We start from the raw sequence: 19,679 nt of genomic DNA, 5'->3' as shown, positions 1-19,679 counted from the left end.
GGAGGGTGGTTTCAGGCTGTCTGAAACATCCAGCACCGAACGGTTTTCGCTTTGTTAGCGGCGTCGACATCCCATGCAGAGCAAACATTTCTGTTCGTCTCTATGAACTTGGGACACTTGCTTGTTTTAAGGTGGCGTTTCAGTTCTGTCAGATCCGGCACTTTTTGGCGCTTCTCTGCGGCTTCCTTGGCGAAGTCGTTGAGGTTCACAGCAATTAGGCCGTCATTTCGGGAGTGGTTGAGTCCGCCCGCAGCACTGTTCAAGTACTCGTACAGTTCCCAGAATTCGACGACGATCGGGTGATCGGCGTTGATCGCCAACTGACGTTCTTTGGCCATGCTCTGGATCTCGCTATGGGCCGCGTCTATCTGATGCTTTTTCAATGGAATAACGTGAACCAGGGCGTCTATCAACGCGTGTAACTGAGCGTGGTTTTTTGCGATCCGGACGGTGCGTATCTCCGGCAGGGCCAACAGCTGTTGTTCGTAGACTGGCACTTGCTCACGGACGGTCTGCATCACGATGCTTTCTTTCATCGTTGCTTTGATAAGGAACCCGCTCACGCGGTCGACCGGCATGCGCTCCAGTTTTTCCACCAATAATTTGGTTTGTGGCGTCTGACCTTCCTTCGTCATGGCGATATGCACCAGTCGTTGCAGGATGGGTTCTGATGCATTCACCGCATGGTTCTGGCCGATAACAACCGCCCCTCGGAAAGGGGGTTCACGGGTATCGTTACCGTTGTTTTTTACGCCAGTAGAGCGAACGCTCCGGCCGTTATAGGCGGTCTTGAGTTCGTCCCAGTCGTATTGCTTGGTCTGGCTACCGTCCGTCTTTTCCCGCTCTGACTCGATGAGTACAACCGGCAGGTTGCCTACCTGGGCGAAGTTCCGCGCCCGAGCAACTGGCGTGCCTTTGGTTGGGTCAAAGCCCTCATAGTCGATACGGCCACACATTTTCCACAGGAACTCGATCAGCGTGGACTTGCCTGCGCCTGGCTCACCGATGATTTCCATGAAGGGGTAGCTTTTCTGGTGCTGGCGGATCTGTTCAGCAAACAGTGACCCGAACCAGAACGCGAGTGCGACCAAACCTTTGGCACCGAAGCACTGCCAGATGATGTCCAGCCATTCTGTGTCGAACTTCTCCAAGTCCGTGTTCAGGTTGAGAATGACCGACTGGCTCAGGGTCTTGATGCTCAACCGATCCATATCGAAGAAATCTTCTTCGTTCAGTTTGAACACTTTTCCATCGCGTACTGCCACGTCGCCGTAGATGTACGCGCCGTGTTCACGGGTGTAGCCGGTGAAGTCGATGGTTTGCACGGTCTTGAGCGCGTCGGTCTGTTCTTCAATGAACGCATCCAACTGTTGAGTGGTGCCGGTGAACATGCCGCCAGGGGCAATGCCAAGCAGACGCTTTTTAAACTCTGCTGAGGATGCGATTTGTGAGCTGGTAAAGGTGTTTTTTATCGGCGCCGCGTCGTGAGCGAACGTGATCCGGAAGTAATACCAGGACTCGTCGGTTAGCTTGTTCTCTTGGTAATACAGTGCCTTCGGGTTGCAGGTAGCAATGCGTTGTAACGCGCCGCATTGCTGCATTGCCTTGGCCCGCATCTGTTTGTTGTTCAACTGCTGATCGTCGTGGTGTTCGCTGTCTTCCAGTTCCTGAATCGCTTTGTTGTACTTCTCAAGATCGAGCTTGAACCAGTACAAACGATTGCCGAACTCCAAGTGAAATTCGCTCCGACGCTTCCAGTCGAACATCACCAAGGCTTTCTCAGTTGCGCTTTCAGCAATTAAAAGGGCGCCATGATGGCGAGCAATCGTCAGGTCTTTGTCTACCTGAACATCACGTTTCTCACCCTCATCGAGAAACTGCCAACGTTGGTGTAGATCATTCCAGTCAGACTTTTTGTTATCCCGCTGTGGGATTTGCGCAGCTTCACAGTTAAAGCCCAGCTCGCGAGCCATCCGAACCCAGCGCTTGGTGTAGGCATGCGCGCCTGGTTCGTTATCAAGTGCCCACACAAGCTTGGGCAAATTGCCCGGTCGTGCGGTTGCGAGCGCTTGCAGCGAGTCGGCTGGGAAGGCATTCGAAGACATTGCGGATACAGCAGCAATATTGTGATGAGCCAATGCGATCGCGTCGAATATGCCTTCGACGATCCATATTTCTTTTGCTTCTAGAACGTCCACGCAAGGTGGGCACCACCAAACGCCTTTGTATGATTCGCCCGGTTTGAATCGAGCTTTCATTTTTCCGAAGCGTGCTGGCCTGTCTATCAATCGCTCCCAATACCCACCTTTTTCAAGGGCAAAGCGAACTGTGGCGCTACCTGCTTCATGCTGAGTGGAGTAATAAGTTTCCTGCGTGAACCAACCGGCGATCATTGAAATATCAAAGCCGCGGGAGAACTCAAGATAGGCACGTGCAGTTGCTGTTGGTGCGTTTTCAGTCGCAGGTACGCGCTTGCTCCAATCCTCAAAGAGGTCGTCGTAAATCTCTTTGACGTGCACCGTGTGGCCACACTTTTCCTGACGGCCACAGATGAGCTGCCACGGTCTGTCGAAGCGGGTATACAACTCTTTTTTGTTGCACTTGGGGCAGCTTCCACCCCGCATATAATTTGTGGGAGAGCGATGCTTGAGTCCGAATTCGGACTCAATCCGCTGTATTACGTCGTGGCGCAAATCTTCTCTCATGGTTACTTCACTGACTTAAGGCTGAGGGATAAGGCGGCCATCAAGTGTTTTTGGGCGGCCATCACAGGGGATTTCTCCAGGATCGATTTGTGGCGTGTGTCTTTCGGGACATAGCGGTATTCATCGGCATACCAATGCTCATTCAGGCTCATCAGGTACTGCGCACGCATGGCTGCCAACAGCGCTTCGGCATGCGCTGAGGACATTCTTGTGGTGACAATTACGGCGTTTCCCATGGTGAAACCTCTATTTCGGGCGCAGTTCACCCAAACCCACAGGGCATGGGGGCAGGCGGTTTAGTGGGAGGGGGGTGCTATGGGGCGAGCGGGGTGGTTCGTGGTGCAGAGCGGTTTGCATGTAACTGGATAACTGCCAGCACTTCGGCGTGTCGTGCAGCCATATGCAGGCTTTCAGCCTTCAGGATGGCGTCTGCTTCGGTTTGGTCTATTACGCCGTCTTCCAGCGCCTGAGCGATGATGTGATCCACCGTCCCGCGCTTGGCTGCTGTCTGTACGCACATGGTGTAAAGCTCCACGTTGTCGAGTGAATCTGGATCAGCAACAGGGACAAACATCCCGCCATACATCGCCGCCACATACTCTGGTAAGTGGGTAGTGCCAGCAGTCAGTTCTAACTGGTGCAGTTGCGCATCGGTCAGAGGTCGACTGCCGTTATTTTCATAAGCATGGTTATCGAACTTCTTTAGTTCCAAACCGATGCGGCCAGCCGCGCATTCACGCCCACCGGGATAAGCGCAAATAATGGCACTTGTCACTTGGCGTCGCGTGGTAAGAAATTTCCTGCTCATGTTCTGCTTCTACCTTTTGTTTATCAGCTTTACTGTTCTGAATACATAGCGCGTTCGGGGTCTGGCTGAAGAATTCCAGGAAGGACTTCTTGGCCAATAAATGCTGATAAATCTTTGAGAATACGAAACGAAAGTCTTCCGCTTGGAAGGTTTGAATGTCCTGCCCAGCGTTGGATAACTTGAGTGACAGTCCGAGGTTCATACCCGTGACTGATAGCAAATTTTCGGAAATTACTTCCCTTCTCTATAAGGCGTGCCTGAATCAGGCGCTTTTCCATTGCGTTGCTCATGGTTGAAGTGTTCCCGGTTGGTTAAGATGTACCCATTGCGTGTAATCCTAGTAACCCACTATGGGTAAGTCAACAGGAGATTCTTCAAATTGGGTAATAAAAGTGCGGGCGCAGTACTGGATCGTCTCCATTTGGTCTTTGGCGTTAAAAACGATTCTCAGCTCTGTGATGTGTTAGGTACGCCCCGTGCAACGCTAGGGAATTGGCGAAATCGTGATTCTGTGCCTTACCCATTGTGTGTCAGCGTTGCCGAGAGCAAAGGTATCGCGCTGGATTGGTTGCTAACGGGGGAGGGAGCCATGTCTCGCACAGCTGCAGACGGTCCACTTTCACCGACAGTAAGTAGCCCAAAGGAAGAGGCCATATTGTCGTTGTTTCGATCACTGGATGAGAGCGGTCAGCGGGATATACAAAGCGCTGCTGAAGAAAAGAAACGTCTGAAAGACATGGCCCAGCAGCTATCCGAAATAACGGCCATGCTGAATGACATTAAGCAGCAGGCTTGATCAAGCACCACAACGAAGCTTTTCAAACAGGTCTTGTTGTTCTGTGCGTGTCATGTCCCGTACTCGGTCAAAGATAAGGCTGTCTACGACTTGTGCTGATGGGCTCAGTGTATGGGAAAAGGTTAAATTCGCGACCCAAGTATGGCCACAGGTCGCTGAATTGCACTGACAATAAAGCTTCACAAATGTAGGATCCAATTGATCGCTGGAAGTAATCCTTCCTTTGCTTCGGCACTCTTTACAGTAAACTCGCATTGATCCCTCCCCAGGAATATCAAGAGCTAATATTTTGCCACGAACCTAACTAAATTATTCATTTTGGGTAATTTTTTTCGGTCGAATCGCCTTTTTTGTGTTCCTCCCGCCACCCAATCCATCGATCCCCCCTCAACACATCGTTCACCTGGTTAAACAACTGGCAGATGGGCCGTATCTCGTTGCTGGTGTAAACCCGATCGATCTTTTCAATATCGCCAAAGCCGCCGCTGTTTTCCGGGATGATGCCCGCCAGTGCAGGGTTCATTCGCCAAGCGGCGATGACGTCGTTGCGGGTGATGTTCTTCACTTTCTCCAGTTCGTCTTTGGCCTGAAAGTCACCCACGGGGATGATCTGGATGGCGTTTTCTTTACCGTTGGGGATGTTGACGAACATTGAACGGAAGTTACCCACGCCTTTGCTGGCACTGATTTGTTCGCGCAGGTTGGTTTCGTCTTCTTCGGTCAGGTCGGGGTCGTTGGTGTAGAAGATGTAGCCCGCGTGGGCGCCGTTGCTGTAGTAGCGGCGGCGGAACAGGGTCGCGGCTTCGTTGAGTAACAGCGCCTGCATGCCGCCAAGGTAGTCGGGGATGCCGTAGATGGTTTGTTCCACGTCGTAGTCCATGACGTGGACGATTTCATCGGGCTCAAAGTCCATGAATTTTCCGTCGGGCAAGAGCATGCGATAACCCCCGTCGACTTTTACCCGCATGTTGATCGCAGGCAGGTGTTTGAGCTCCAGGACTTCACCGAAGGTGTTGGTGTCGCAATACAGAAACGCGTCCCCAAACACCATGTAGTCGAGTCCCGCGCAGCCCATGGTGCGGGCGCTGCACCCCGCAGAGGGGATGAACTCACGCAGCAGCAGGTTGCGTTTGAACTTCGGTATGGCGCCGTGGTGCGCGTTGGCGCGCAACAGCTTGGCCAGCCCGGTGCGCGACACCGGGGGCTTGTAGATGTCGCCGTCGTCGCTGGGAAACACCCCCACGTACTCCCCGATGTTGCCGCTCAATACCTGTTCCGGTTCCCCGAACGTGAACGCGCGCATGGGCTGCTGTTGGCGTGGCTGCTGAGTGACCTGGTGCTGTTTGCGTCGTGCTTTGGACATGGGTTCCGCTCGTGATGTAGCGGCTCCGGCGCCGCTTGTTCGTGTTCAAGGGTTCGTTGGCGAGGGCGTGCATGATTGCCCAGGCGATGTCGGCGTGGCCGGTGGCGTCGGTACGCGATGCGCTGTAAGTGACTTGGCCGCTGCCGGTGGTGCCGCGCTTTATGGTCAGGAATGCCTGGGCGACGTCGGTCCATCCCGCATCCCACTCGATACGGCTCCCCTGAATCGTGTCCTGTGCCTTAAGCACCAGGGTGTTTTTGGTCTCCAGGCTGTAGTGAATCGATGTTGCCCGAGGGTAGAAGTCGCGCACTAGGTCAAACACGCCGTAGCCAATGCCCGTGGTGTCGATGCCGATGTGCTGGACGTTGAATCGCTCGGTGAGCTTTTTGACCTGCTCGGCCTGGTACTTGAATGACTGGCCCCGCCAACTGTGTTTTTCGAGGATGCGAAACTTCGCCCCGGGCTCCAGCGGCGGTGCAATAACCACGCACGTCGCGTCGTCGCGGGTGCGGCTCGGGTCGTACCCCAACCACACCGGGCTGTTGCCGAAGGGGCGTTCGTCGTCGGGTGTGTAGTCTTCCCACAGCGTCAGGTCGGAATAGCAACGCTCCAGATCCTTGAGACCAAACGCGCTCTGCGTGCTGTCGATGAACTTGCAATAAAACAGTTGCTGGAACTTGTCTTCGTCGTACTCCAGTTGCAGCTGTTCCATGTCGAACAAGTCGCACCCGCCGTCGATTGCGTCCTGAATGGTGATGGTCTTGCGCCATTGACCATCCGGACACAAAGCGCCCTGCGTGTACGCCGCCTCGACCGGCCACGTACCACCGGCTTTTTTGCCGCGTTTGCTGTTGCGAAACTCTTCCCCGGACCAAAACGGGTACGCCTGGTGCGACACCGCGCTGGGCGTGGAAAAGTAGGTTTTGCGCCACTTCTTGTGGGTGCCCATGGCACTGGCCACGGTACTGAGCTTTTCGAAGTCGCGGATCCAGAAGTATTCATCGACGTAGACGTGACCGTGATAGCCCTGCGCGGTACTGCTGTTGGTGCTGAGAAAGCGCAGTTCGGCGCCGTTGCTCAAGGTAATCGGGTTGCCGGTCAGCTCGATGCCAAACCACTGCTGGGCAAACTGAATGATGTAGCTGCGGAAAATCTCCGACTGCGATCGGCTGGCCGACAGAAACACCTGGTTGTCGCCGCTGAGCACGGCGTCCATGAAAGCCTCACCGGCGAAGTAATAGGTCAACCCGACCTGACGGCTTTTCAGGATGTTGCGCACCCGGCGCGTGAGCGGGTTCTGTTTGGCCGCAAACAGTTCTTGCTGATAGCGGTACATCTTGGAGATGAACTTATCCAGAAAGTCCACTTCCGTCAGGCAGCTGATGTCGTTCTTGGCCTTTTTCTCGCGCTTCTTGCCGCTGCTGTCTCCACGGCGCGATCGTTCACTCCGCGAGCCTTGGCGGCTTTCAGGCGGCGCTTCGGCACCGTCACCGATCGGAGCTGATGCCGGTTTAGCCGCCTGTTTTAACAGCCGCTCCCGAACGGTGGTTAGCCGGTCCAGCTCGTTCAAATCGTCCTTGGACAGGCTGCCAGCCTTGTCCAATAGCAGAGTGATTCGGCGTCTCAGGGCGGTTAGCGGCTCTTCATCCGACAGCATGTCTTCCCAGCCGCCCTGACGGATCCAGTAATAAACGATCCGGATGTTGGGCAGGTTGAGTTGCGCCTGAATTTCCTTGGCCTTGCAGCGGCGTAGAAACAGGCGTTTGGCGGCGTCTTTAACTTCGGTCGAGTAGTACATGCGCAGCAGTCTATGCGGCGAAAACGCCGAAAACGTGGGGATAATTTCCGCGATTATCCTAAAAGTCGAATATAGGAGAAACGCGCAAGTGAACCGTTTGTTTCGGGCTGAATCGCTCCCTATCTTGGCGGCTCATTCAACCGATTGAGCGCAGTTAACCACCATGCCCCGTTCCCTTGTCTCGTACTGGAAACGTGTCGCCACCAGCGGCCCGACCACTGATGGTCGCGAGATCCTTCCCCAGGAACTGCGTGATATCGCTGAGACCTACAAGCCGTCGTTTTACACCGCTGTGATCTGGTGTGAACACGAACGCTGGCAAGGCTGCTTCGGCACCGTGTTTGCCGTCCGCCTGATCGAAGAGGGCGAGGACCTGGAGCCCGGCCAAGTCGCGCTGGAGGCTCAACTCAAGCCAAACGACCGCCTGCTGGCCCTGAACGATCAAGGTCAGAAGCTGTTTAGCAGCATCGAGATCTACCCGAATTTTCGGGGTAAAGGCAAAGCCTATATGACCGGAATGGCCGTCACGGACGAGCCCGCCAGTACCGGCACCCAAGAACTCTACTTTTCGAACAAGACCAGCCAGCGCACGTATTTCACGGGCGCGGTTGAACTTGGCCGCCCGCAGGACGACATGCAAACCCCTTCTGAAACAGGGCTGATCAACGCCCTGACCGGTTTTTTCAAGCGCTTTTCCGCCGACGTCTTACCTGCCGATACCACCTCACCTCAAACAGAGAGCAAACCCCCAATGGATGAAGCCACTGCAACGGCCCTCAAAGCCTTGCTTGAACAATTGATGGTTGTCGCCGCTGGCATTCAGGCCGTGATCGAGCCTGCCGCCGCAGACGCGCCCGAGCCCGATCAAGAGCCGATCGATGATGTCAGCGCTGCTGTGGATGAGATCGTCACCACTGCCGAAGAAGAGCGTGAATTTCGTCGCAAGGGTAATTCGTCGAACAAGGCGGTGCTGGCTGCGTTGAACAGTCTGCAAAAGCAGTTTTCCACCTTGCAGAACACCGCGACCGGTCGCCAGTTGCCACGCCATTCCGGCCCTGTAGTGACTGCCAAGAAAAAGGTGCTCTGACATGGCTCAACTGAGCGCCAAGGGCGCCAAGCATTACGCCGAATTGCAGGACGCTATCGCAGATACATATGGCGTCGAACGTGCCAGCAAGATGTTCAGCGTTGATCCTTCCGTTGCCCAGGAACTGAACGACGCGATCACGGCGAAAGCGGACTTTCTGGAACGCATCAACATCGTCCCGGTCAGCGAAATCAAGGGCGAGAAGGTGTTTATTGGTGTAAATGGCCCGGTCACTGGCCGCACCAACACCAAAACCACTGACCGCCAGGCCAAGGATGCTTCGGCGCTGGAAAACACCACCTATGAGCTGGTGGATACCCAGTCTGACGTGGGCCTGCCATACGCCAAGATCGACGCATGGGCGAAGTTTCCCGACTTCCAAGACCGCTATTCCGCTGCGGTGCAAAAGCGCATTGCACAAGACCGAATTGTGATCGGTTTTCACGGTAAAACGGCGGCACCCCAGACCGATCTGGACGCTAACCCCAAGTTGCAGGACGTCAACAAAGGTTGGCTCCAGCAACTGCGTGAAGATGCCCCGCAACAAGTGCTCAAAGAGGGCAAAAACGCTGGCAAGATCACGTTGGGTGCCGGTGGCGATTACGCCAACCTTGACGCCCTGGTGCATGACACCAAGCAAATGGTTGACGAAATCCTGCGCGAAGACGGCGACCTGGTGGCGATCATCGGTACTGACCTGTTGGCCGCTGACAAAGCCAAGCTGTACACCAAACAGGGCGATACCCCGACCGAAAAAGAGCGCATCGAAAACGCCCAAGTGATTGCCACCTACGGCGGTCTGCCCGCGTTCAGCGTGCCGAACTTCCCGGTCAATGCGGTGCTGGTCACCAGTTGGGACAACCTGTCGATTTACTTCCAGGACACCAGTTGGCGCAAGCAGACGGTCGACAACCCGAAACGCTCCCGTGTCGAGGACTACAACAGCCGCAACGAAGGTTATGTGATCGAGCAAATGGAAAAGATCGCACTGACTGAAAACGTTGAGTTGGTGGTCGCGTGAGTCTCGCCCTGGCGCACAAGCGCCGCACCTTGGCACAGGGAACCGCAGCGGTGGTTAAGGCAGCGGGCGCTCCTGTGGCGTACTCGCCCGCTGATGCCTTGAGTAGCCCGGCCAACGCCCGCAAGCACCTGATGTTGCAGGAAGCGGCTTTGGATCAGGATCTGCTGCGCCTGAGCGACCTGAAAAATCTGGTCAGCAAGCAATCGCTCAAGCGCGACGAGCTGCTGCCCAAGTACCAGGACTATGTGCAGTGCTACTGCGCATCGGGCCTGAGCTTTCCAAACCGTGTCCTGGTGCAGGTGATGGTCTGGCTGTTCGACACCGAGCAGTTCGAAGACGGTCTGGAACTGGCGGACTTCGCGATCGAGCAGGGGCAAGTGATGCCGGAGCGTTTCAAGCGCCGCGACATCCAGACCTTTGTCGCGGACGCGATGATCGATTGGGCCTTTGCTGAGTACAACGCCGAGCGCAGTCCTGAGCCCTACTTGAGCAACATGCTGCCGCTGGTCGATGGCGAGTGGGAACTGACGGAGCAGATCCCGAGCAAGTACCACAAGTTGATCGGCATGCGCGCCATGGAAGCGGGGGAGTGGAACACCGCACTCAAGCACCTTGAGCGCTCGACCGAGCTGTACCCCAAAGCCGGGAATGAAACCCGCATCTCCAAGTGCCGTAAGGCGTTGGCGAAACAACAGGCCGCACCGGCCTTCGAATAACCGACTACCCCCCCAGCGGGAAACTGTGGATGAGAGTGAGCCATTTATGGCCTGCCTCCCTGAAACAGTTCTCCCGCCCTATTTGAGCGCCCGGCAATGAGCTTTTCAGGCAAACCCACCACATTGGTGGAACAGCACATCGACAACGACGGCTTCTGGCCGGACTTGTCTGTAGGCGAGTTCCAGAAAGGCTACCGCCTGCCGGGTGAGTACCTGGGCGACATGCTTGTCGCGGATCTGACCACTGCCATGGTCGAGGTCAATACCGATTTGGCGCGCTGTAAGTCCAGGTGGCAATCCGTAGGCGTTGTCTGTGTGGAATCTGCTGACCCTATGGTGCTGCCCGAGCGTGCTTTTCACGTAGCGACGTACAAGCGCGCCGTGTATGCACGCGCCAAAGCCAGCCTGTTGACCCAGTTCGCCACCGTGACCCGTCGCGAGAGCGCGGAAAATACCGGCAAGGAAGCCCCCGAGCGCGCCGAGACCTTCCTGTCTTTCAGTCAGCAGGCTGTGCGCTCGCTGCAAGGGCGTGGGCGCATTACGGCGGTGTTGCTATGAAGAAGCTTCAAGCCCTTACCAGCTACTTGATCGAACGCCGCCTGGTCATGCCGGAGCAGCTCGACAGCTGGGCCAACCAGATCAGTCTGGAGTTGATCTGGAAGCCGGATGTGAAGGGGCTGCACTTTGCTGACATGCGTTATAGCGCCGCCATTGTGCTGGAGCGTTTTGCGGATGAGCCGGGACGGCTGATGGCGTTGCTCGGCAGTTGGCTGGAGAGCAACGACCGGGACCGCGACGGGCTGCCAGCCCTCACGTTCGCCATCGACATGCTGGACAACGACCTGGCTGACGTCGAAATCACCGTGGAGTTTGTCGAGCCGCAGTACCTGGCCGAAGACCCCGACGGCGAAATCGAGGCGTTCGAGAAGACCTGGTCATTCATCCCGTTTGACCTGTGGGTCGCGGAAGAAGGCGAGGTGGGCAGCGATGGCCGCTAGTCCGCTCGACCTCGATGTCCGGGGCTTGCTCAACGTTGACGCGCAACTGGCCTTGATGGAGCTGCGCCCACAACTGCGCCGCCGCTTGCTGAACAACGTCACCAAACGCGTGCGCTCGATGAGCCGCAAGCGCGTGCGCGAGCAGAAAAACCTGGACGGTTCGCCGTTCGCTGAACGTAAGGGGTCGGCCAAGGGCAAAAAGAAGATGGAAGCCGGGTTGGCCAAGCTGCTGCAAGTCACTCGCGTCAGCCCGGACGAAGCCGAGTTGGGCTGGAAAAACGCCCTCACGCGTTGGGTTGCATCCCAGCAGCACAACGGCGTCAGCGAGCGCCGCACGGCCGCGCAGATGCGCCGCTGGAACAAAGTCCCGCCCGGTGTCGCCTGCACGGACAAACAGGCCAAACGCTTGCGTCAGTTGGGTTTTCGAGTGCGCGTCAAAGGCAAAAAGAACCTGACCAAACCGTCTGTGGCGTGGATTCAAGAGCATGTGAACTACGCCAAGGCCGGTCTGTTGATCCGCATTTTGAACGATGAAAGAACCGAGTCCTCGGGCGCACAAAGCTGGGACATCACCCTGCCCAAACGCCAGTTCCTCGGCGTGCAAAGCAGCAATGAAACCCGCGAACTGGTTAACCAGGTCTTTGAACAAATCCTAAATTCACCCCGCTAACGAGGCAACCATGGCACTCGGCAAAGTCAGCGTTAACAATCTCAATCTGGGCCAGGGCGAAGTGACCGCGATCGAGCGTTATTTCCTCTTTATTGGCCCCTGCACCAAGAACGTCGGCAAGTTGCTGGCCCTCAATACCGACAGCGATCTGGACAACGACCTGGGCATTGCGCCAAGTGATCTGAAAACCCAGATCATTGCGGCGCGCCTCAATGGCGGTGACCGCTGGGCCTGCGTAGCAGCACCGATTGGCGCAGAGGGCGAGTGGGCTCCCGCGCTTGAAATGGCTCAGCAGCAAGGCTTTTCGGTCGAGGCGGTGGTCATCACCAAACCCGTCACCACCGGCGACGAACTGTCTGCCATGCACGACGCGGCGATCCAGTTGAACAACGTGTACGGGCGTCGCTCGTTCGTCATGGCCGCGTCACCGGGCATCACCCTGTTGCAGCCGTGGTCGCAATACCTGACCGAACAGAAAGCCATTACCGCCGACTTGGCCGCACCCCGCGTGCTGGTGGTGCCGCAGTTGCACGGCAACGATCTGGGCGTGTTGGCCGGTCGTTTGGCGAATGCGGCCGTGAGCATTGCTGACACACCGATGCGTGTGGCCAGCGGTGCAGTGCTGGGCCTTGGCCCGGTGCCATCGGACTCTGAAGGCGTGCCGCTGCCGTCCGCGATTCGCGCCGAGCTGGACAGAGCGCGGTTCTCGGTCTCACAGACCTACCCGGACTACGAGGGCGTGTACTGGGGCGACGGCAATCTGCTGGACACCCCAGCCAGTGACTTTCAGGTGATCGAGCATCTGCGTCTGGCTGACAAGGCAGCGCGTCAGGTGCGCCCGCTGTTGATCCGTCGCGTGGGTGATCGGCGCCTGAACAGCACGCCCAACAGCATGGCCGTGAACATCAACGCGCTGATGGCCCCCCTGCGAGCAATGGCCAAGTCCGTCACGTTCGCAGGGCAAGTGTTCCCCGGCGAAATCCAGACCCCAAAAGACGGCGACATCGTGCTGGTCTGGAAGAGCAAAACCGCCGTAGAGGCCTACATCAAGCTCAAACCCCACAACTGCCCGAAAGACATCACGGCCAACATCGCCCTGGATCTTTCCAACGACGCCACGGAGTAACCCCTATGTCACGCATTGGCGGCAAGAATTTTGACGTGAACCTGGGCGACCTGCTGGTTCACGTGGAGAGCTGCACCCTCGACATCACCGACAACAGCGCCGTGGCGCAAACCCGTGGCGTGCCCGATGGCCACGTGGACGGCGACGTCTCGGCCAGCGGCGAGTTTGAGCTGGACAGCTACAACTTCGGCCTGCTGGTAGATGCGGCACGCACGGCGGGCAGTTTTCGCGAGTTGAAGCCGTTCGACAGCGTGTTTTTCGCCAAGAGCGGCGAAGAGGAAATGCGCATTGAGGCCTTCGGCTGCAAGTTGAAGGTGTCCAGCCTGCTGAGCATCGACCCCAAGGGCGGCGAAAAGACCAAGCACAAGGTGCCGTTTGACGTCACCAGCCCGGACTTTATCCGCATCAACGGCGTGCCGTACCTGGCTGCGTCCGAGACTGAGGGTCTGAGCTGATGTCGTGCCCGTTCGATCGCGCCCAGGCGCTGGAGCAACGTCAGCGCGATCAGGCGATTGCCGCCCAGTTGGCCAAAGCGCGCCCGACCGGGCCAAGCCGTACCGCGTGCCTGGACTGTGAGGGCGACATCCCTGCCGCCCGCCAGGCACTGGGCGGGATCCTACGTTGTGTGCCGTGCCAGTCCTTGTTTGAAAAGGAGGGGCTGCGATGAGCACAAATCAGGCCGCCCAGGACACCGCCATTGCGATCGTAAAAGCCTCACCTGCCATCGGCGTGGCTGCAACCGGTGCGACCGGAGCCGTCGATTGGTCGGCGGTGGCTTACATGCTGACCGCGCTTTACATGGTGTTGCAGATCCTGCTGTTGGCTCCCAAGTACCGCCAGATGTTGCGCGACTGGAAGCGCAAGCCATGAGCCTGCGCCACAAGATCGCCACCGGCGCCATTGCGCTGGCCAGCGCCTCGTTGGTCGCTTTTCTGGGCAAGTGGGAAGGCGAAGGCCAGCACGTGGTGTACGCCGACACGCTGGCCCGTGGCCTGCCCACGGTGTGCAAGGGCATCACCCGCCACACCAGCCCTTTTCCGTTGGTGGTAGGTGATTACTGGTCACCGGCCCGCTGCGCCGAAGTTGAACAGCTGGTGGTTGAGAAGGGCCAGCTTGCCCTGGCGGACTGCCTGACCAATCAACGTATTGGCCAGAACACCTTCGACGCCCTGAGCAGTCACGGCCATAACGTCGGCATGCCCAGCACCTGCGCCAGTCGCGCAGTGGGCCTGATAAACGCCGGACGCATTGCCGAGGGCTGCAACGCGTTGGCGTGGGCGGCGGATGGCAAAACCCCGGTGTGGGCGTATGTCACCGATGCACAGGGCCGCAAAACCTTCGTTCCCGGCCTGCATGCGCGCCGGTTGGCCGAAGCCAAGTTGTGCAGGGCCGGGTTATGAATTCGATCAGCTCAACGCTGGTGTGGCTGTTGGCCGGGGCGCTGATGTGCCTGCTGCTGGACCGCCTTCTGGATGAGCGAAACGACGCCGTGCGCGAGCGTGACAGCGCCCGAATCGAAGTCACTGGACTGCGCGAAGCGGCCCGAATCAGCGGCGAAATGCTGGCTGACCGTGACGACATTGACCGAGCCCGAAGCGAGGCACTGAACCATGCACGTTCTGAAAACACTGAGCTGCGCCGCGCTGTTGACGCTGGCCGTCAGCGGCTGCGCGTCAACGCCGTGTGCCGTGCCCCCGAGCCCCACCAAACCGGCCCCGGCGGCGTGGCTGATGCAGCCACCGCCGAACTCGCAACAGACGCTCGACCGGATTATTTCACCCTCCGCGATCAGCTCGCCCTCAGCCGCGAAATGATCCTGGGGCTGCAAGATCACGTGCGCCGGATCTGCCTGCGCTGACCCGAATCACCCACTTTAAACCTGAACGGACAACACCCCATGACTGAACGTCGCGAAATCGAACTGGAAATTGGCACCAACGAATTCACCTTTGAGCTAACCCCTCAAGACGTGACCAAGTACTTCAACGCCGTTAACCAGAACAACAAAGTGGCCCCGGCCAACAACCTGCTGGTGACCACGGTGAAGCAAGAACAGCGCGCAGCATTGAAGCCGCTGCTGGCCAACCCGGTGATGGTGATGCAACTGGCCGGCACGCTGTTGGAAGAATACGGCCCGGACGTTGAAATCATCGTAAAAAAGCCCTCGACCACGCCGAAGGACTGAGTGAGAACGGTTTGGGCCAGTTAGTGGCCCTGGCCAACCGCTGGCTGCCCGGTGCCGAGCCCACTGCCGAGGTGATGGGCACGGCCAAGTGGCTGGAAGACGAGTACTGGAAACGCATGGAATTTGCCGTGGCTAACGGCATTGCCCATGCCCTGAACGGATAACCACACATGGCAGATCGCAGCGCTCGCCTGGCCTTTATCTTGAGCCTGACCGACAAGATCACCGCGCCCCTGGGCAAGGTGAAAACCAGCTTTTCGGATTTGGCCGAGCAAGGGCAAAACAACATCAAGACCATGGGCCTTGGCCTGGGTGGCTTGGTGGGGGCGGGTGTTGCGATCAGCCAGTCACTGGAACCGGCGCTGGAGATGAACCGCGCCCTGGGCGAAGTCCGCTCGTTGGGTGTGGCCGAGGACGCCTTGACTGCGCTCAACCGTAAGTCGCTGGAGTTTTCGGTGGCCTACGGTGAAAACGCCCGCGACTTTGTGGCTTCGGCATACAGCATCGAGGGCGCGATCAAGGGCTTGAGCGGCAGCCAGTTGGCCACCTTTACCAACACCAGCAACCTGTTGGCCAAGGCCACCAAAACCGACGCCGAAACCATGGGCGCCTACGTCGGCACTATGTACAACCTGTTCAAGGATCAGGCCGACGCCATGGGCAAAAGCCAGTGGGTCGAGAAGATGGGTGGGCAAACCGCGTTGGCGGTGCAGCTGTTCCGCACCGACGGCGCCCAGCTCAAGGATGCGTTTAAAGAAGTCGGCGCGATCGCCACCACGGCCGGTGTCGATCTGGCCGAGCAATTCGCGGTGATTGGCACGCTGAGCAGCACCATGGAAGGCGGCGACGCCGGGGGCATGTACAAGGCGCTGTTTGAAAACATCGGCGCAGGGTCGGAAAAACTGGGCATGAAGTTCACCGACCAGAACGGCAAGCTGCTGCCGATGCTCGACATCCTGGACAAGCTGCAAGGCAAGTTTGGCGACCTGACCACCGCTGCCGCAGGCACTGCCCTGACCGATGCTTTTGGCGGTGAAGGGGCGCGGGTGATTGGCGCTCTGGCCAAGGACACCGGGCGTTTGCGCAATGGCATGGAGCAGTTAGGCAACGTGCGCGGGCTGGAGAGCGCCGACAAGATGGCGCGGGCGATGGTTGACCCGTGGCAACAGTTCGGCGCCGCTGTGCAGGCGTTGCGTATTGCCTTCGGCCAAGCCTTGATTCCGATTCTGGAACCGCTGATGGCCAAGCTCACGGGCGTGGCGCAAACCCTGACGCGCTGGTCGCAACTGTTCCCCAACATCACCCGCGTGGTGAGTATCACAGCGTTGACCGTGCTCGGCATCACGGCGGTGATGTCCGCGCTGACGCTGGTGGTCGGGATCAGCAAGATGGTGTGGCTGGGCCTGGTGACGGTCTGGAAGATCCTCACTTGGACGGGCTTTCGCAGCATTGCCATGTTCCTGATTCACGTGGCCATGGCCACCACTTTCGTGTTGAGCATGATGGCCATGGTCGCGTGGATGGGCCTCGTTCGCGGCGCCATGCTGCTGTGGCAAGGCGCGATCTGGCTGGTGAACGCGGCGCTGCTGGCCAACCCCATCGTGTGGATCGTGGTCGGCGTAGTGGCATTGATCGCCGCCGTAGCCGCGGCTGTTTACTACTGGGATGAATGGACCGCCGCGCTACTCAACAGCGAGGCCTTCAAGTGGGTCAGTGACCAGCTTCATGGCTTGAGTGACTGGTTCAATTCCATGGGTGGCTGGACGGGCATGGCCAAGGCCGCGTGGGACGGGATTATCAACATCTTTAAAGGTGCGATTAATGGCCTGATCGAGATGTTGAACAAGATCCCCGGGGTGCAGATCGATACCGCGTTTGGCGACCTGCCAGCACCGCCGCAGGTGCCGGACATCGGCGTGGCCCAGATGCAGGCCCAACTGGCGCCGCCGCTGGTCATGGCACCCGCGCCGAAAGCCCCCCCGGCCATGCTGCCGGAGATGGAAAGCCCGTTGCAGCTCGTGCCCCAAGCGCCGCCGTTGGTGATGGCACCGGCCCCCGCGCAACCCAACATCCCCGGCCCTCGGGCGCTGACCACCCCGGCCATGCCGCAAAACGATGCGCTGCAACCGCCGCTGCAAGTCCCTGCACTGGTGACGGCGGCACCGCCGCAAGCCAAGGCCGAACAAAGTCAGGAGCGCCTCAACAGCTCGCTGAGCAGCCTGTCACCGTCGCGGCCCAACGCTGTGCCCAAGGGCGGTCTGTTGAGCAGCATTCAGAACAACTCTCAGACCCAGAACAAGGGCACCCACGTGGAGAACCTGAACATCACCAATACCAAACCCATGAGCCCGCTGGAGCTTGAAAACATGATGAGCATGGCGGTGGGCGGATGAGTGAATACATTGACCTGTGGATTGTCGGCAACGACTTGGCACTGGACCCGTCGCGCCAACCGTTGCTCATCGATGACCGCGCCAGTATTGCCCAGGACATTGCGCACATGATCCGCGAAAGCGGCTTGCTGGTGACGTTGGTGGCCGAGCGCAGCCGTCTGCGTCAGCGCGATTGCATCCAGCAACTGGAGCTGCTGGTGGAGGCCGACGTGCGCCTGGTGCCGGGCACCGCGCTGATTCAGTCGTACGACACCGGCAAGTACCTGGTCACGGCGAAAACCCTGAAGTTCGGCCCGATCGAGGTGTACCTGTGAGCGACGTGGATTTTAAGCAAGCACTGACAGACGCCGGGATTCCAACCACCGAAGCGGGCCTGCGCAAGGCGTGGGAAAGCGAGGTGGCGACCCAAGGCAGCAAGCTGAGCAACACCAGCGCCTATTCGCCGTTCTGGCGGCTGATTACCGCGCTGGTGACCAAGCCGGTGATGTGGCTGATCAGTTTTATCAGCGACACCGTACTGCCGAATTTCTTTGTGAAAACCGCAAGCAACGCGTGGCTGGACACCTTGGCCTGGGCGGTCAACGTCGAGCGCAAAGGCGCGACCAAGGCCAAGGGCGTGATCCTGTTCACCCGCATTGCAGCCGGTGGCACGCTGGAATTGCCTGCGGGGATCGTGGTGCAGTCGTCCGCGATCAACGGCCATATTTATCAACTGGTCACCACCACACCCGCGACCTTTGCCGATGGCCTGCTGCAACTGGAAGTGCCGGTGGAGGCGCAAGAAGTGGGCAGTGGGTACAACTTGGCGCCCGGTTACTTCGCCATTTTGCCGGTGCCACTGGCGGGTATTGCGCAGGTGGTGAACGCAGACGGCTGGCTAATCTCTCCCGGCGCCGACGCTGAGCCGGACGAGCAACTGCGCTTGCGCGTGCGCAACCAGTTCTCGGCGGTCAACCAGTGGCACACCGACGCGGTGTACCGGGCGATGATCTCAGCGTTCCCCGGCGTGCGCCCGGACGGTGTGTATTTTCTGCACGGCGCACCTCGTGGCCCCGGCAGTGCCAACGCCTATGTGCTGTTCGATGCGGACGTGCCGGCCGACACGTATCTGGAGCAAATCAACGCCCACATCCGGGACCAGGGCAACCATGGCCACGGCGATGATCTGGTGGTGATGGTGATGCCCGAAACCCAACACGCCATCCGCCTGACCCTGTGGCCACGGGCCCTGATCGGCAATGAGAAACGCGACAGCCTGCGCGACGAGGTGGCGTTGTTCGTGCGGGCAGCGTTCCGCGAAAGCACCGCCATCGACTACCAGCCGACCCTGACCTACCCGCAGTCGCGCTTTTCCTTTAGCCGACTGGGCGAAGAGCTGCACCAACAGTTCCCCGGCATCGAGTCGCTGCATTTTGACAACGCCGACATCGTTTCGGAACTGAGCATCCCCCGGATCAACAGTCTGGAGGTGACGCTCGCATGATCCAACTCAAGTTGCCGTTCTGGCTCGACGGCCCACAGCTGAGCAAGCTCAAGGCCGCTGGCCAGTCCTGGTGGAACAAGGTCGAAGGCTGGTTGCAGTGGCCACTGCTGCAAATGGACGCCGAGACCTGTCACCTGACCGTGCTCGATCTGCTGGCCTGGCAGCGCGACATCAGCCGCTTCAAGGACGAGCCCGAAAGCCTGTACCGGCTGCGGGTCAAGTTCGCCTTTATTAACGCGGTGGATGCGGGCAGCACGGCCGGGCTCAAACGCATTTTGCAACGCCTGGGCGTTGGGTACGTGGAGATCGACGAGCGCCTGCCCGATCGGGACTGGGACGTTGTGCTGCTGCGCCTCTCCGATTCGCAACTGTCGCAAAACCCGGAGCTGATGCGGGTATTGATCCAGCAGTACGGGCGCACGTGCCGCCGCTATGACTTCGTGACCATCACCCCTGTATCGCTGCGCATCGTCGCGGTGGACTTTAACGACGACCAGCAAACGCTGGTTGCCAGCCTGTAGGAGCCTCCC

26 protein-coding genes are annotated in these 19,679 nt (G+C 58.5%); 19 read left to right on the top strand and 7 right to left on the bottom strand.

The annotated features are described in order from the left end of the window. Nucleotides 1-11 precede the first annotated feature (11 nt). From HBN68_RS13030 to HBN68_RS13015, 4 genes are all read right to left on the bottom strand, one after another. Nucleotides 12-2,705: a toprim domain-containing protein gene (locus HBN68_RS13030; RefSeq protein ID WP_169964342.1), complete on the bottom strand. Its 2,694-nt coding sequence runs from the start codon at nucleotides 2,703-2,705 to the stop codon at nucleotides 12-14. Nucleotides 2,706-2,707: 2 nt separating this feature from the next. Next, nucleotides 2,708-2,941 (bottom strand): hypothetical protein, encoded by a 234-nt coding sequence (locus HBN68_RS13025; RefSeq protein ID WP_169964344.1) that lies wholly within the window; start codon nucleotides 2,939-2,941, stop codon nucleotides 2,708-2,710. Between the two features lie 77 nt (nucleotides 2,942-3,018). Next, nucleotides 3,019-3,513, bottom strand: a complete 495-nt coding sequence (locus HBN68_RS13020; protein ID WP_048399287.1) for a YmfL family putative regulatory protein — start codon at nucleotides 3,511-3,513, stop codon at nucleotides 3,019-3,021. 29 nt (nucleotides 3,514-3,542) lie between these two features. Next, a complete protein-coding gene (locus HBN68_RS13015; protein WP_082149317.1) occupies nucleotides 3,543-3,791 on the bottom strand; it encodes a hypothetical protein in 249 nt (82 codons plus the stop codon). A gap of 311 nt (nucleotides 3,792-4,102) precedes the next feature. Here HBN68_RS13015 and HBN68_RS22210 point away from each other — a divergent pair, with 311 nt between their 5' ends. Continuing rightward, nucleotides 4,103-4,309, top strand: a complete 207-nt coding sequence (locus HBN68_RS22210; RefSeq protein WP_262373513.1) for a hypothetical protein — start codon at nucleotides 4,103-4,105, stop codon at nucleotides 4,307-4,309. Here HBN68_RS22210 and HBN68_RS13005 read toward each other — a convergent pair whose 3' ends face one another. Genes HBN68_RS13005 through HBN68_RS12995 form a run of 3 tightly spaced genes read right to left on the bottom strand, consistent with a single transcriptional unit; the run spans nucleotide 4,310 to nucleotide 7,470 of the window. Continuing rightward, nucleotides 4,310-4,564, bottom strand: coding sequence for an ogr/Delta-like zinc finger family protein (locus tag HBN68_RS13005; RefSeq protein WP_169964348.1), 255 nt, complete (start codon nucleotides 4,562-4,564; stop codon nucleotides 4,310-4,312). A gap of 58 nt (nucleotides 4,565-4,622) precedes the next feature. Beyond that, the gene (locus HBN68_RS13000) at nucleotides 4,623-5,480 is read right to left on the bottom strand and encodes a phage portal protein (protein ID WP_262373517.1); all 858 of its coding nucleotides are present in this window, start codon (nucleotides 5,478-5,480) and stop codon (nucleotides 4,623-4,625) included. Continuing rightward, the gene (locus tag HBN68_RS12995) at nucleotides 5,419-7,470 is read right to left on the bottom strand and encodes a terminase family protein (protein WP_169964350.1); all 2,052 of its coding nucleotides are present in this window, start codon (nucleotides 7,468-7,470) and stop codon (nucleotides 5,419-5,421) included. Before HBN68_RS12995 ends, HBN68_RS13000 begins: the two co-directional genes overlap by 62 nt. A 163-nt stretch (nucleotides 7,471-7,633) precedes the next feature. On the opposite strand from HBN68_RS12995, the gene HBN68_RS12990 reads away from it, so the two are divergent. The 18 genes from HBN68_RS12990 to HBN68_RS12905 all read left to right on the top strand — a co-directional run bounded on the left by HBN68_RS12990 (nucleotide 7,634) and on the right by HBN68_RS12905 (nucleotide 19,670). Beyond that, a complete protein-coding gene (locus HBN68_RS12990) occupies nucleotides 7,634-8,557 on the top strand; it encodes a GPO family capsid scaffolding protein (protein ID WP_169964352.1) in 924 nt (307 codons plus the stop codon). Nucleotide 8,558: 1 nt separating this feature from the next. Continuing rightward, nucleotides 8,559-9,578: a phage major capsid protein, P2 family gene (locus HBN68_RS12985; RefSeq protein ID WP_169964354.1), complete on the top strand. Its 1,020-nt coding sequence runs from the start codon at nucleotides 8,559-8,561 to the stop codon at nucleotides 9,576-9,578. Then, the gene (gene gpM / locus HBN68_RS12980) at nucleotides 9,575-10,294 is read left to right on the top strand and encodes a phage terminase small subunit (protein ID WP_169964356.1); all 720 of its coding nucleotides are present in this window, start codon (nucleotides 9,575-9,577) and stop codon (nucleotides 10,292-10,294) included. Before HBN68_RS12985 ends, gpM begins: the two co-directional genes overlap by 4 nt. 96 nt (nucleotides 10,295-10,390) lie before the next feature. Further along, a complete protein-coding gene (locus tag HBN68_RS12975) occupies nucleotides 10,391-10,852 on the top strand; it encodes a head completion/stabilization protein (protein WP_169964358.1) in 462 nt (153 codons plus the stop codon). Then, complete coding sequence (locus HBN68_RS12970) at nucleotides 10,849-11,292, top strand: phage tail protein (protein WP_169964360.1); 444 nt, start codon at nucleotides 10,849-10,851, stop codon at nucleotides 11,290-11,292. Before HBN68_RS12975 ends, HBN68_RS12970 begins: the two co-directional genes overlap by 4 nt. Next, nucleotides 11,282-11,962: a virion morphogenesis protein gene (locus tag HBN68_RS12965; RefSeq protein ID WP_169964362.1), complete on the top strand. Its 681-nt coding sequence runs from the start codon at nucleotides 11,282-11,284 to the stop codon at nucleotides 11,960-11,962. Before HBN68_RS12970 ends, HBN68_RS12965 begins: the two co-directional genes overlap by 11 nt. A gap of 10 nt (nucleotides 11,963-11,972) precedes the next feature. Then, nucleotides 11,973-13,088 carry a DUF2586 domain-containing protein gene (locus HBN68_RS12960; protein ID WP_169964364.1) on the top strand — a complete coding sequence of 372 codons (1,116 nt, stop codon included), beginning with the start codon at nucleotides 11,973-11,975 and terminating at the stop codon, nucleotides 13,086-13,088. A gap of 5 nt (nucleotides 13,089-13,093) precedes the next feature. After that, complete coding sequence (locus tag HBN68_RS12955; protein WP_169964366.1) at nucleotides 13,094-13,543, top strand: phage protein; 450 nt, start codon at nucleotides 13,094-13,096, stop codon at nucleotides 13,541-13,543. Further along, on the top strand, nucleotides 13,543-13,755 hold the full coding sequence (locus HBN68_RS12950; RefSeq protein ID WP_169964368.1) for a TraR/DksA C4-type zinc finger protein: 213 nt from the start codon (nucleotides 13,543-13,545) through the stop codon (nucleotides 13,753-13,755). Before HBN68_RS12955 ends, HBN68_RS12950 begins: the two co-directional genes overlap by 1 nt. Beyond that, a complete protein-coding gene (locus HBN68_RS12945) occupies nucleotides 13,752-13,958 on the top strand; it encodes a hypothetical protein (protein ID WP_169964370.1) in 207 nt (68 codons plus the stop codon). The genes HBN68_RS12950 and HBN68_RS12945 overlap by 4 nt, the downstream gene beginning before the upstream one ends. Next, nucleotides 13,955-14,488: a lysozyme gene (locus HBN68_RS12940; protein ID WP_169964372.1), complete on the top strand. Its 534-nt coding sequence runs from the start codon at nucleotides 13,955-13,957 to the stop codon at nucleotides 14,486-14,488. Before HBN68_RS12945 ends, HBN68_RS12940 begins: the two co-directional genes overlap by 4 nt. A gap of 44 nt (nucleotides 14,489-14,532) precedes the next feature. Next, the gene (locus HBN68_RS12935) at nucleotides 14,533-14,946 is read left to right on the top strand and encodes a lysis protein (RefSeq protein WP_262373518.1); all 414 of its coding nucleotides are present in this window, start codon (nucleotides 14,533-14,535) and stop codon (nucleotides 14,944-14,946) included. Nucleotides 14,947-14,985: 39 nt separating this feature from the next. After that, complete coding sequence (locus tag HBN68_RS12930; protein ID WP_169964376.1) at nucleotides 14,986-15,273, top strand: putative phage tail assembly chaperone; 288 nt, start codon at nucleotides 14,986-14,988, stop codon at nucleotides 15,271-15,273. A gap of 11 nt (nucleotides 15,274-15,284) precedes the next feature. After that, complete coding sequence (locus tag HBN68_RS12925; protein WP_169964285.1) at nucleotides 15,285-15,437, top strand: hypothetical protein; 153 nt, start codon at nucleotides 15,285-15,287, stop codon at nucleotides 15,435-15,437. Between the two features lie 6 nt (nucleotides 15,438-15,443). Beyond that, a complete protein-coding gene (locus tag HBN68_RS12920) occupies nucleotides 15,444-17,666 on the top strand; it encodes a phage tail tape measure protein (RefSeq protein WP_169964378.1) in 2,223 nt (740 codons plus the stop codon). After that, nucleotides 17,663-17,980, top strand: coding sequence for a DUF2590 family protein (locus tag HBN68_RS12915; RefSeq protein WP_169964380.1), 318 nt, complete (start codon nucleotides 17,663-17,665; stop codon nucleotides 17,978-17,980). Before HBN68_RS12920 ends, HBN68_RS12915 begins: the two co-directional genes overlap by 4 nt. Beyond that, complete coding sequence (locus HBN68_RS12910; protein ID WP_169964382.1) at nucleotides 17,977-19,149, top strand: baseplate J/gp47 family protein; 1,173 nt, start codon at nucleotides 17,977-17,979, stop codon at nucleotides 19,147-19,149. The genes HBN68_RS12915 and HBN68_RS12910 overlap by 4 nt, the downstream gene beginning before the upstream one ends. Further along, nucleotides 19,146-19,670, top strand: a complete 525-nt coding sequence (locus tag HBN68_RS12905; protein ID WP_169964385.1) for a phage tail protein — start codon at nucleotides 19,146-19,148, stop codon at nucleotides 19,668-19,670. Before HBN68_RS12910 ends, HBN68_RS12905 begins: the two co-directional genes overlap by 4 nt. The last annotated feature ends 9 nt before the right edge of the window (nucleotides 19,671-19,679 follow it).

Source organism: Pseudomonas sp. WS 5078 (assembly GCF_012985745.1).
GTDB classification, from domain to species: Bacteria; Pseudomonadota; Gammaproteobacteria; order Pseudomonadales; family Pseudomonadaceae; genus Aquipseudomonas; species Aquipseudomonas lundensis_A.
The sequence above is the reverse complement of the archived record's forward strand: the minus strand, read 5'-3'. Positions and strand labels throughout refer to the sequence as shown.

Coding starts and splice junctions, on each gene's coding strand:
- HBN68_RS12985 (WP_169964354.1), top strand. CDS start 8,559: ATGGCTCAACTGAGCGCCAAGGGCGCCAAGCATTACGCCGAATTGCAG.
- HBN68_RS12955 (WP_169964366.1), top strand. CDS start 13,094: ATGTCACGCATTGGCGGCAAGAATTTTGACGTGAACCTGGGCGACCTG.
- HBN68_RS12950 (WP_169964368.1), top strand. CDS start 13,543: ATGTCGTGCCCGTTCGATCGCGCCCAGGCGCTGGAGCAACGTCAGCGC.
- HBN68_RS12965 (WP_169964362.1), top strand. CDS start 11,282: ATGGCCGCTAGTCCGCTCGACCTCGATGTCCGGGGCTTGCTCAACGTT.
- HBN68_RS22210 (WP_262373513.1), top strand. CDS start 4,103: ATGTCTCGCACAGCTGCAGACGGTCCACTTTCACCGACAGTAAGTAGC.
- HBN68_RS12920 (WP_169964378.1), top strand. CDS start 15,444: ATGGCAGATCGCAGCGCTCGCCTGGCCTTTATCTTGAGCCTGACCGAC.
- HBN68_RS12940 (WP_169964372.1), top strand. CDS start 13,955: ATGAGCCTGCGCCACAAGATCGCCACCGGCGCCATTGCGCTGGCCAGC.
- HBN68_RS12945 (WP_169964370.1), top strand. CDS start 13,752: ATGAGCACAAATCAGGCCGCCCAGGACACCGCCATTGCGATCGTAAAA.
- HBN68_RS12995 (WP_169964350.1), bottom strand. CDS start 7,470: ATGTACTACTCGACCGAAGTTAAAGACGCCGCCAAACGCCTGTTTCTA.
- HBN68_RS12905 (WP_169964385.1), top strand. CDS start 19,146: ATGATCCAACTCAAGTTGCCGTTCTGGCTCGACGGCCCACAGCTGAGC.
- HBN68_RS12975 (WP_169964358.1), top strand. CDS start 10,391: ATGAGCTTTTCAGGCAAACCCACCACATTGGTGGAACAGCACATCGAC.
- HBN68_RS13030 (WP_169964342.1), bottom strand. CDS start 2,705: ATGAGAGAAGATTTGCGCCACGACGTAATACAGCGGATTGAGTCCGAA.
- HBN68_RS12935 (WP_262373518.1), top strand. CDS start 14,533: ATGTGCCTGCTGCTGGACCGCCTTCTGGATGAGCGAAACGACGCCGTG.
- HBN68_RS13025 (WP_169964344.1), bottom strand. CDS start 2,941: ATGGGAAACGCCGTAATTGTCACCACAAGAATGTCCTCAGCGCATGCC.
- HBN68_RS13015 (WP_082149317.1), bottom strand. CDS start 3,791: ATGGAAAAGCGCCTGATTCAGGCACGCCTTATAGAGAAGGGAAGTAAT.
- HBN68_RS13020 (WP_048399287.1), bottom strand. CDS start 3,513: ATGAGCAGGAAATTTCTTACCACGCGACGCCAAGTGACAAGTGCCATT.
- HBN68_RS12930 (WP_169964376.1), top strand. CDS start 14,986: ATGACTGAACGTCGCGAAATCGAACTGGAAATTGGCACCAACGAATTC.
- HBN68_RS12960 (WP_169964364.1), top strand. CDS start 11,973: ATGGCACTCGGCAAAGTCAGCGTTAACAATCTCAATCTGGGCCAGGGC.
- HBN68_RS12990 (WP_169964352.1), top strand. CDS start 7,634: ATGCCCCGTTCCCTTGTCTCGTACTGGAAACGTGTCGCCACCAGCGGC.
- HBN68_RS12970 (WP_169964360.1), top strand. CDS start 10,849: ATGAAGAAGCTTCAAGCCCTTACCAGCTACTTGATCGAACGCCGCCTG.
- HBN68_RS13005 (WP_169964348.1), bottom strand. CDS start 4,564: ATGCGAGTTTACTGTAAAGAGTGCCGAAGCAAAGGAAGGATTACTTCC.
- HBN68_RS12915 (WP_169964380.1), top strand. CDS start 17,663: ATGAGTGAATACATTGACCTGTGGATTGTCGGCAACGACTTGGCACTG.